The following is a 10,467-nucleotide window of genomic DNA, read 5'->3' on the forward strand; positions in this document are numbered from 1 at the left end:
CATGTAACCCTCGGGGTCGGATCAGGTGTCCAACTCCCGGGGGTCACTTCAGGGATGGGTTCACGGCGTCCCCCTCAACCGGACCCGTCCCGCCACCCCGCAGGAACCCAGCTTTTGACGTTGACGTTGATCCAGCAGGTGCAGGGCTGCAAGCCCTGCAGAAACAAACCCCACCCTACGCCAGCGTCGGTTGTGCAATCTTCCCCCGCGCACTACGATCCTGCGGTTCGCGCGCACCTGCGCGCGCCCGTATTCCTGCTGAGCGCCCCGTGCGCCGCATCTGCCAACCCGAGGTATCCATGGTCATCAAACCGCGCGTCCGCGGCTTCATCTGCGTCACCACCCACCCGACCGGCTGCGAGGCCGCGGTCAAGCAGCAGATCGACTACATCCGCGCCCGCCCGCCGATCCAGAACGGCCCCAAGCGCGTGCTGGTCATCGGTGCCTCCACCGGCTACGGCCTGGCCGCGCGCATCACCGCCGCGTTCGGCAGCGGCGCTGCCACCCTGGGTATCTTCTTCGAACGCCCGGGCAGCGAGACCAAGCCGGGCACGGCGGGCTGGTACAACTCCGCGGCGTTCCACAAGTACGCCGACGAAGCCGGCCTGTATGCCAAGAGCATCAACGGCGATGCCTTCTCCGATGAAGTGAAGGCCAAGGCCATCGAGATGATCAAGGCCGACCTCGGCCAGGTCGACCAGGTCGTCTACAGCCTGGCCGCGCCGCGCCGCAAGCACCCCAAGACCGGCGAGATCATCAGCTCCACGCTGAAGCCGATCGGCGAGCCGATCGTCCTGCGCGGCCTGGATACCGACAAGGAAGTGCTGACCGAGACCCACCTGCAGCCGGCCACGGCTGAGGAGATCGCCGGCACCGTCGCGGTGATGGGTGGCGAAGACTGGCAGATGTGGATCGATGCGTTGTCCGAGGCCGGCGTGCTGGCCAACGGCTGCACCACCACCGCCTTCACCTACGTGGGCGAAGAGATCACCCAGGCGATCTACTGGAACGGTTCGATCGGCGCGGCCAAGAAGGATCTGGACGACAAGGTGCTGGGCCTGCGCGCATCGCTGGCGAAGATCGGCGGCGACGCGCGCGTGTCGGTGCTCAAGGCCGTGGTCACCCAGGCCAGCTCGGCTATTCCGACCATGCCGCTGTACCTGTCGCTGCTGTTCAAGGTGATGAAGGCGCAGGGCACGCACGAAGGCTGCATCGAGCAGCTCGACGTGCTGTACGACATCCTCTACGGCGGCAAGGCGGACGGCGTGGCTGTCGACCGCCTGCGCCACGACCTGGTCGATGGCCAGGGCCGGACGGTCGCCCTGGTGGACGAGGAAGGCCGCCTGCGTGCGGACTACAAGGAAATGGCCCCGGAAGTGCAGGGCAAGGTGCTGGAGCTGTGGCCGCAGGTGACCAACGAGAACCTCTACGAGATCAGCGACCTGGCCGGCTACAAGGCCGACTTCCTGCGCCTGTTCGGTTTCGGCGTGGACGGCGTTGACTACGAGGCCGACGTCAACCCGGACGTCAAGATCGCCAACCTGGTCGACCTGACCTGACAGCCCTGAGGTAGTGCCGGCCGCTGGCCGGCATTGCGGGTATGGGTGGTTGCCGGCCAGCGGCCGGCACTACCAGTATCAGACTCAGCCGAAATCGAAGTTCATCGACGGCAGCGCCGGGCCGACGAACTCGCCCTGCACGTAATCGACGCCTGCGCTGAACAGCAGGGTCATCGAGTTCGCATCGCTGACGAACTCGGCCATGGTGCGGATACCGGCTTCCTGCGCACGTGCGGTGATCTGGCTGATGCGGTCGATGTTCTCGCGGGTCGCGCCAAGGTCGCTGGTGAAGCCGCGGTCCAGCTTGAGGAACTGCGGCTCGAAGTGGGCCAGCAGCTGGAACGAATCCAGCCCCGAACCGAACTGCTCCAGGCCGATCCGGCAACCCAGCGGGGCGACGTCGGCAAGGAACTGCTGGGCGGCGCGCAGGTGGGTGAAGACCTTGACCTCCGGCGCATGCAGCCACAGCCGTTCGCCCGGTACGCCCTGGGCCTGCAACTGCTGGCGCAGGGTGGCGATCATCCTGGGGTCGTCGAACGACTCGGGGGTGACCTTGACCAGGATCTGCGTGTCATGGCCGGCACGGGCGCGTGCGCCGAGCACGTCGATGGCCTGCGAGACCACCCAGCGGTTGATGTCGCCCAGCAGGCCATGCTCCTCGGCAATGCCGAGGAAGGCGGTCGGGCTGAGCAGCTCGCCGTTGTGCTCCAGCCGCAGGTAGGCCTCGTACAGCTCCAGCGGCTCGCCCTGCAGGTTCAGCACCGGCTGGTAATGCAGCTGGAAGCCGTCACCTGCCAGCGCCTCGCGGATGCGCGCGACCCAGCGCTGCACGCGCTCTTCCTCGATGCGGTCGACCGCAGCCGGGTCGAAGATGCGCGAAGTGTTGCCCAGCGCGGCCGCAGCCTGCGCGCACTCGCTGGCACGCGCCAGCACCTGGCCGATGCTGGCGATCTTCTCGCCCACCTGCACGCCGCCGAGGCTGACGGTGACCGTGGCCGAGCGTGCGCCGATGGTGAACACGTGCGCGGCAAAGGCTTCGCGGATGCGCTCGGCCAGCGCCAGGGTCTGTGCGTAGGCGCCGGCCTGCAGCACGGCGAAGCTGTGCTCGCCGAAGCGCGCCATCTGCGCATCCTCGCCCACCACGTCAGCCAGCAGCGCGGCCATCGCGCCGATCAGGGTGTCGGCCGAGGCCAGGCCGATATCGGGGATCAGGCGCGCGTAGTGGTCCGGTTCGACCAGCAGCAGGCCGAACTGGCCCTCGCTGCGGCCGGCCTGGGCCACGGCATCTTCCACCTGCAGCATGAAGGTGGGGCGGTTGAGCAGGCCGGTGACCTGGTCGCGCTGGCGGAGGTCCTCGACCTCGCGGGCCAGTTCGGTGTCCAGTTCCAGCCGGCGGCGGAACACCACCTGCAGGCAGGATTCGCCTTCGTAGGTGGCGGCAGTGAATTCCATGGTGGCCGGGAACGCACTGCCATCCTGGTGGCGCGCATCCAGCTGGTACTGCGGCGGCGGCGCCTCGCCACGGCTGAGCGACTTCAGCAGCTGCTTGAAGCTGTCCACGTGCTGGGCGGCGACCATGTCCAGCAGCGAGATGCCTTCGACCTCGTCGAAGTCCTCGTAGCCGAACATTTCCAGATAGGCATCGTTGGCACGGATGTGCATGCCTTCGTGGACATAGGCGATGGGGTCGCGCGAGGAGGCGATCAGCGCGTCGCAGCGGCGCTCGGTCTCGCGCATCTGCGCCTCGATGCGGCGCAGGCCACGGCGCGCCTGCAGGTCGACCCACTGGTCGCGGACCACCGCCAGCAGGTGCTCATTGCGCTGGCGCAGCGCCAGGGCACGGACGCCGTTGCTGCTGGCCTGGACCAGTTCGTCTTCGTCGATGTGATCGGCCAGCAGCACCAGCGGGATGTCCTTGCCGCTGGCGGCGATGTGCTGGGCCACCAGCGGCAGTGGGATGCCCTGCGACGGCGAGGCCAGCACCAGGTCGATGGCCTGGCTGGCCAGCACCTGCGACAGCTCGGCCGAATCCTGTGGCCGCCACGGGCGCACGGCGATGCCGCTGTTGCGCAGGGTGCTGACGATGGCTTCGGCGTTCTCGCCGCTGTCATCGACGATCAGCAGCCGGATGGTGATGTCGTTCGCGTTCTGCATGCACTGCTCCCCAATCTGCAAATCTAGATACACGATGCGCGGCGGTCCGTCCATGCGCTCGCCCCTTGCGGGGTTGGAACGGCGATGCGGTTCACACCACGCTGCCGGCGGCATGGCCGCTGGCCCAGGCCCACTGGAAGTTGTAGCCGCCCAGCCAGCCGGTCACATCCAGCACCTCGCCGACGAAGTGCAGGCCGGGCACGCGCTTGGACTCCAGGGTGGCCGACGAGACCTCGGCCGTGTCCACGCCGCCCAGGGTGACTTCGGCGGTGCGGTAGCCTTCGGTGCCGCTGGCCACCAGCGGGAAAGCGCCCAGCAGCTGCCCGGCCTGGCGCAGCACCGGTTCGTCCAGCTGCCGCACCGGGCGGTCCGGCAGCCAGTGCTCGCACAGGCGCTGGGCGAGCCGCTTGGGCAGCACCTCGGCCAATACCGTGCGCAGTTCGGCCGCCGGCCGGTCGCGTTTCATCTGCCGCAGCCACTCGGTCGCGTCCTGGCCCGGCAACAGGTCCAGTTCCAGGGCATCGCCGGGTTGCCAGAACGAGGAAATCTGCAGGATGGCCGGCCCGCTGACGCCACGATGGGTCAGCAGCATGAAGTTCTGGAAGTGCTTGCCGTTGCAGCGCGCCTCGATGGGCAGGGCAACGCCACTGAGGTCGGCCAGCCGCTCCTGGTGGGTGCCACTGAGGGTCAGCGGTACCAGGCCGGCGCGGGTGGGCAGGATCTGGTGGCCGAACTGGCGGGCCACCTCGTAGCCGAAGCCGGTGGCGCCCATGCTGGGGATCGACAGGCCGCCGGTTGCCACCACCAGCGAGGCGCAATGGAACAGGCCATCGGTGGTGTGCACGCGAAAGCCATCGCTGCCGTGTTCAATGCGCTGCACGCTGCAGTCGGTGCGGATCTGCACGCCGGCCGCCTGGCACTCGTCCACCAGCATCTTCACGATCTGCTTGGACGAGACATCGCAGAACAGCTGCCCCAGTTCCTTTTCGTGATAGGCGATGCGGTGCTTGTCCACCAGCTCGATGAAGTGCCACGGCGTGTAGCGCGCCAGGGCCGACTTGCAGAAATGCGGGTTGGCCGAGAGGAAGTTGGCCGGCGTGGTGCCGGTGTTGGTGAAGTTGCAGCGCCCACCACCGGACATCAGGATCTTCTTGCCGACCTTGTTGGCGTGGTCGATCACCTGCACGTGGCGGCCGCGCTGGCCGGCCGTGATCGCAGTCATCAGCCCGGCTGCGCCGGCACCGATGACCAGCACGTCGCAGCGGATCGTGCTCATGCCTTGGCGCGCTTGCGCCAGTTCGGAATGATGTCGAGCTGGATCTGGTCGTTGAGGAGCTGCACCTCGCCGTCCTGGATCAGCACGCTGAAACGCATGGCGCGCTGGATCTGCTGGCCCCACTGTTCGACGAAGGCGCCGTCGAGGTCGACCACCGACAGGTTGTCGAAGCGGGCCAGGCCCTTGCCCTGCTTGTTCCACCAGATATCGGACGCGTTGCCGCCGTAGTTCACCACCTGCACCTGGCGGCTGCGGTTGCAGGCCTTGCGCACGCGCGATTCGTCCGGGTGGCCCAGGTCGATCCACTGCAGGATGTCGCCGGTGTAATCGTGGTTCCACAGGTCCGGTTCGTCGTCGGTGCTCAGGCCGCGGCCGAACTCCAGGCGGTCATCGGCGTTGAGGGCGAAGGCGAGCAGGCGCACCATCAGGCGATCGTCGGTTTCCGACGGGTGCTGGGCCAGGGTCAGGTTGTGGGTCGCGTAGTAGCCGCGATCCATGTCGCTGATCTGCAACTCGGCCTTGCGGATGGTGGCGGTGAGGGCCATGGGGAATCCGTGGACTAAAGACGACCATGATAGAGGTTTGCTGTAAGGGTGTCCGTCGCCAGGGTGTCTGCCGGGCGTCAACGATGGCACTCTGGCGGTGCTTTCCCTCCTGTCGCCCGCGCATGCCCCGTTCCTCGATCCGCCGTCTCCGTATTGCCGACGCCGACTTCGTCTGCAGCGTCCGCGCATCCGCGGCGGGTGCGCTGCCCGCCAGCGTGGTGTTCGCCGCCTATGCGCCCGGGCGCCGGCTGCGCATGCGCTTCAGCAGCGCCCCTGCGCAGCGGCGGCTGGCCGGTGAGGCCGGGCTGGACCACGGCAGCCTGCGCATGGCCGACGGCACCTGGATCAACCTGCACCGGCCGGCGGTGATGCGTGCGCTGGTTCTGGCGGCGCTGGGCGATGGCCTGGGCGACGGCATGGAGCGCGATGGCTGGCAGGTGCTGGACGCGGCCACGCTGCCGGCGCCGGAGCCCGCCACGCCATGAGCCTGCCCAGCCGCCTGCAGCTGCCGCCGGGTGACTGGGCGTGCCTGCTTGATGGACTGTGTGCGCGCTTCCCGCGCATCGGCCGCGGGCAGTGGCAGGACCGTTTCGCCCGGGGCCGGGTGCAGGACGCGCAGGGCAGGGCACTTGCGCCGGACCAGCCCTGGCAGGTCGGGCTGGACATCGTCTATTTCCGCGAGGTCAGCGACGAACCGTGCATCCCGTTCAGCGAGCGCATCGTGTACCAGGATGAGCACCTGCTGGTGGCCGACAAGCCGCACCACCTGCCGGTCACGCCCGCAGGCGGCTACGTGCGCGAGACCCTGCTGGCGCGGCTGGTGGCGCGCACCGGCAACACGGACCTGGTGCCGCTGCACCGGCTTGACCGGCTCACCGCAGGGCTGGTCCTGTTCTCGCAGCGGCCCGATTCGCGCGATGCCTACCAGCGGCTGTTCCGCGAACGGCGTATCGACAAGACCTATGAGGCGCTGGCGCCCGCGTTGCCGGGCCTGCAGTTCCCGCTGGAGCGGCGGAGCCGGATCGTGGCGGGCGAGCCGTTCTTCCGCATGGCCGAGGCAGCGGGTGAGCCAAACGCGCGCACCCGGGTGGAAGTGATCGCCGCCGACGCGGCGGTCTGGCATTACCGGCTGCGGCCGGAAACCGGGCGCAAGCACCAGCTGCGCGTGCACATGGCGGCGCTGGGCGCACCGATCCTCGGCGATGACCTCTATCCGCAGCTGCAGCCAGCGGCGGATCCGCTGTGGGCGCCGCCGTTGCAGCTGCTGGCGCGGGCCCTGGCGTTCCAGGATCCGCTGGACGGGCAGCGCCGGGTGTTCAGCAGTGACCGTTCGCTGCAGGCGCCGGACAGCCCGGCCGACGCGGTCTGATCAGCGGGGCCTGATCACTGCGGATTGATCACCGCGGCTTGATCCGGGCCAGCCAGCGGTCCAGCTCGGCGGCGAACAGCTGGCGGTCGCGCTGGCCCAGCGGCGGCGGGCCACCGGTCTGTACGCCCGATCCGCGCAGTTCCTCCATGAAATTGCGCATCGACAGCCGCTCGGCCATGTTGTTGGCGGTGTACAGCTGGCCGCGCGGGTTCAGGGCGACGGCCTTCTTCTCCAGCACCAGCGCAGCCAGCGGGATGTCCTGGGTGACCACCAGGTCACCGGCGGCGACCCGCTCGACGATGGCACTGTCGGCCACGTCCAGGCCCTGTGGCACCTGGAGGGAGCGCAGCCAGCGCGAGGGCGGTGTGCGGATCCACTGGTTGGCGACCAGGGTGAGCTCCAGGCCGACCCGCTCGGCGGCGCGGAACAGGATGTCGCGGATGACAACAGGGCAGGCGTCGGCATCGACCCAGATCCTCGGATGCCCGTGTTCAGCGGGGGTTTCAGCTTCAGTCATCTACCCAGTGTAGGGTAGGAAAAACCTGAATGGGGGCTCGGGTTTAGCCTCGATCGGCTGCCAGCCCTTGTCACGCCTAGCCGGGCAGGGGATGCGGCTGAATGTAGGGGCTATCGCTTTTTCCTGAAAACACGCGTATCGTTCGACCCACTGTGTTTGCTAGGGTCACCGTGAATCGTGGCCTGGTGCAGTTGATCTCACGATCCGCTCATCGATCCGCTTTACCAACGCCTGCAACTCAGTCTCGGCCCCGATACCCGGTGGCTGCGATTTTTTTCAACATGTGTTTCAGGAGTTAGTAACTATGTCTGATCGTCAGACCGGCACTGTCAAGTGGTTCAACGACGCCAAGGGCTTCGGCTTCATCACCCCGGAAAGCGGCCCGGACCTGTTCGTGCACTTCCGTGCCATCCAGGGCACCGGCTTCAAGACCCTGCAGGAAGGCCAGAAGGTTACCTTCATCGCCGTCCAGGGCCAGAAGGGTATGCAGGCTGACCAGGTGCAGGCGGTCTAATCCGTCTGCTACCGTTTGGTAGCCAGAAACGCCGGAAGCGAAAGCTTCCGGCGTTTTTTATTGCCCGCTGTTTCGTAGAGTCGAGCTTGCTCGACTGCTTCTGCACGGCAGTCGAGCAAGCTCGACTCTACGAGGGGCATGCACCCGGCGCGGTAGGATGAACTTCCCCCCAAGGATCATCCCCATGCGCATCGTCCACCACCTGGAAAACTCCCGTTCGCTGCGCGTGCTGTGGATGCTGGAGGAGCTGGGGCTGGACTACGAGCTGCGGCGCTACCCGCGCGATCCGAAGACGCTGCTGGCGCCGCCGGAGCTGCGCCAGGTCCATCCGCTCGGCAAATCGCCGGTGCTGCAGGATGGTGATCTGGTGCTGGCCGAGTCCGGGGCGATCCTCGATTACCTCGTCGACCGCTACGACACCGGGCGCCAGTTCTCGCCGTCGCCGGTACCGGCCGACGGTGCCGAGCGCATCGATTACCGCTACTGGCTGCACTACGCCGAAGGTTCGGCGATGCCGCCGCTGCTGCTGACCCTGGTGATCGGCCGCATCCGCAGCGCGCCGATGCCGTTCTTCGCCCGGCCGATTGCCCGCGGCATTGCCGACAAGGCCGAGCGCAGCTTCATTGGTCCGCAACGGCGCCTGCACTTGGACTGGATGGAGCGGCGGCTGGCCGAAAGCCCCTGGTTCGCCGGTGACCGTTTCACCGCGGCCGACATCCAGATGAGTTTCCCGATCCAGGCGGCTGCAGCCCGTGGGGGCGGCCTGGACGACAAGCCGGCCCTGCGCAGCTTCCTTGCGCGCATCGGCGAGCGCCCGGCCTACCGGCGCGCCGAGGCGCACGGCGGCGCCCTGCAGGCCCTGCGCGGCGATTGAGGAGCGGCCCTGCCGCCCCCATCCTGCGGGGATGGATACCAGCGCCCCCCGTTTCGACAACCGCCTGCTGAGCGCCCTGCCGGGCGACCCCGAGAGCGGCCCGCGCCGCCGCGAAGTGCGCGGCGCCGCATGGTCATCGGTGATGCCGACCCCCGTGGCCGCCCCCGCGTTGCTGGCCTGGTCGCCGGACGTGGCCGCGCTGCTGGGCCTGGAAGCGGCAGACGTGGAAGGCGAAGACTTTGCCCAGGTATTTGGCGGCAACGCGCTGTACGCAGGCATGCAGCCATGGGCAGCCAACTACGGTGGCCACCAGTTCGGCCATTGGGCGGGCCAGTTGGGCGATGGCCGGGCGATTTCGCTGGGTGAACTGGTGGCGGCCGATGGCCGGCACTGGGAGCTGCAGCTGAAGGGCGCCGGGCCGACCCCGTACTCGCGCGGCGCCGATGGCCGTGCCGTGCTGCGCTCGTCCATCCGTGAGTTCCTGTGCAGCGAAGCGATGCATCACCTGGGCGTGCCGACCACGCGCGCCTTGTCGCTGGTCGGCACGGGCGAAGACGTGGTGCGCGACATGTTCTACGACGGCCACCCGCGCGCCGAGCCGGGCGCCATCGTCTGCCGCGTCGCGCCGTCGTTCATCCGCTTCGGCACCTTCGAACTGCCGGCATCCCGCGGCGAGACCGCGCTGCTGAGGCAGCTGGCCGAGGCCTGCATCGCCCGCGACTTCCCCGGGCTGCAGGGCGAGGGCGAGGCGTTGTACGGCGACTGGTTCGCGCAGATCGCCGTGCGCACCGCCGAGCTGATGGCGCACTGGATGCGGGTCGGTTTCGTGCACGGGGTGATGAACACCGACAACCTGTCCGTGCTGGGCCTGACCATCGACTACGGCCCGTACGGCTGGGTGGAGGATTACGACCCGGACTGGACGCCCAACACCACCGACGCCCAGGGCCGCCGCTACCGCTTCGGCACCCAGCCGCAGGTGGCGTACTGGAACCTCAACCGGCTTGCGCAGGCACTGTCGCCGCTGTTCGCCGACGTGCAGCCGCTGCAGTCCGGTCTGGCCGCGTTCCAGTCCACCTTCGTCGCCTGCACGCGCCGCGATGCCGCCGCCAAGCTGGGCCTGGCCGCCGCCGATGATGAAGACCTGCAGCTCTACCTGCGCTGGCAGCAGTTGCTGCAGGACGGCGGCATGGACATGACGTTGGCCTGGCGCGCGTTGATGCGCGTGGACGCGGCGGCGCCGGATGCGGGTGTGCTCGAAGCGGTGTACTACGACGAAGCACGCCGGCAGGCGGTGCAGGTGCCGCTGCAGCAGTGGTTGCAGGACTACGCCGCGCGGCTGCGTGTCGATCCGCTTGCGGCCGATGCGCGCCTGGCGAAGATGGCGGCGGCCAATCCGCTGTACGTGCTGCGCAACTGGTTGGCGCAGGAAGCGATCGACCGGGCAGAGCAGGGCGACCTGGGAGGCGTGCACGCGCTGCAGGACGTATTGCGTGATCCGTACACGGAACGCCCGGGGCTGGAGCACTATGCCGGCAAGCGACCGGCGTGGGCGGATGACCGCGCGGGCTGCTCGATGCTGTCCTGCAGTTCGTAGGAGGTTTCTTCTGCAGGGCTTGCAGCCCTGCACCTGCGGTAGTGCCGGCCGCTGGCCGGCAA

The 10,467-nt window shown here is 68.2% G+C and carries 10 protein-coding genes; 6 read left to right on the forward strand and 4 right to left on the reverse strand.

Translation table 11 applies throughout. The features are described 5' to 3' along the window. The first annotated feature begins 299 nt into the window (after positions 1–299). The gene (gene fabV, locus IAE41_RS20410; protein WP_079221575.1) at positions 300–1,559 is read left to right on the forward strand and encodes an enoyl-ACP reductase FabV; all 1,260 of its coding nucleotides are present in this window, start codon (positions 300–302) and stop codon (positions 1,557–1,559) included. A gap of 84 nt (positions 1,560–1,643) precedes the next feature. On the opposite strand, the gene IAE41_RS20415 is transcribed toward fabV, so the two are convergent. From IAE41_RS20415 to IAE41_RS20425, 3 genes are all read right to left on the reverse strand, one after another. Further along, positions 1,644–3,713, reverse strand: coding sequence for an EAL domain-containing protein (locus tag IAE41_RS20415; protein WP_200734360.1), 2,070 nt, complete (start codon positions 3,711–3,713; stop codon positions 1,644–1,646). A gap of 91 nt (positions 3,714–3,804) precedes the next feature. After that, positions 3,805–4,989 carry an NAD(P)/FAD-dependent oxidoreductase gene (locus IAE41_RS20420; RefSeq protein WP_200734361.1) on the reverse strand — a complete coding sequence of 395 codons (1,185 nt, stop codon included), beginning with the start codon at positions 4,987–4,989 and terminating at the stop codon, positions 3,805–3,807. Then, positions 4,986–5,534, reverse strand: a complete 549-nt coding sequence (locus IAE41_RS20425) for a YaeQ family protein (RefSeq protein ID WP_200734362.1) — start codon at positions 5,532–5,534, stop codon at positions 4,986–4,988. The genes IAE41_RS20420 and IAE41_RS20425 overlap by 4 nt, the downstream gene beginning before the upstream one ends. A gap of 122 nt (positions 5,535–5,656) precedes the next feature. On the opposite strand from IAE41_RS20425, the gene IAE41_RS20430 reads away from it, so the two are divergent. Then, positions 5,657–6,019 (forward strand): hypothetical protein, encoded by a 363-nt coding sequence (locus tag IAE41_RS20430; RefSeq protein WP_200734363.1) that lies wholly within the window; start codon positions 5,657–5,659, stop codon positions 6,017–6,019. After that, positions 6,016–6,903: a pseudouridine synthase gene (locus tag IAE41_RS20435; RefSeq protein ID WP_200734364.1), complete on the forward strand. Its 888-nt coding sequence runs from the start codon at positions 6,016–6,018 to the stop codon at positions 6,901–6,903. Before IAE41_RS20430 ends, IAE41_RS20435 begins: the two co-directional genes overlap by 4 nt. Positions 6,904–6,931: 28 nt before the next feature. Here IAE41_RS20435 and IAE41_RS20440 read toward each other — a convergent pair whose 3' ends face one another. Beyond that, complete coding sequence (locus tag IAE41_RS20440; protein WP_200734365.1) at positions 6,932–7,420, reverse strand: YaiI/YqxD family protein; 489 nt, start codon at positions 7,418–7,420, stop codon at positions 6,932–6,934. Between the two features lie 304 nt (positions 7,421–7,724). On the opposite strand from IAE41_RS20440, the gene IAE41_RS20445 reads away from it, so the two are divergent. The 3 genes from IAE41_RS20445 (at position 7,725) to IAE41_RS20455 (ending at position 10,405) form a co-directional block, all read left to right on the forward strand. Then, positions 7,725–7,934, forward strand: coding sequence for a cold-shock protein (locus IAE41_RS20445; protein ID WP_004153307.1), 210 nt, complete (start codon positions 7,725–7,727; stop codon positions 7,932–7,934). Positions 7,935–8,118: 184 nt separating this feature from the next. Further along, on the forward strand, positions 8,119–8,808 hold the full coding sequence (locus IAE41_RS20450; protein WP_079221582.1) for a glutathione S-transferase: 690 nt from the start codon (positions 8,119–8,121) through the stop codon (positions 8,806–8,808). Positions 8,809–8,839: 31 nt separating this feature from the next. Beyond that, positions 8,840–10,405 carry a YdiU family protein gene (locus IAE41_RS20455; protein WP_200734366.1) on the forward strand — a complete coding sequence of 522 codons (1,566 nt, stop codon included), beginning with the start codon at positions 8,840–8,842 and terminating at the stop codon, positions 10,403–10,405. The last annotated feature ends 62 nt before the right edge of the window (positions 10,406–10,467 follow it).

The sequence above is a fragment of the Stenotrophomonas sp. S39 genome, assembly GCF_016624665.1.
Taxonomy (GTDB): Bacteria; Pseudomonadota; Gammaproteobacteria; order Xanthomonadales; family Xanthomonadaceae; genus Stenotrophomonas.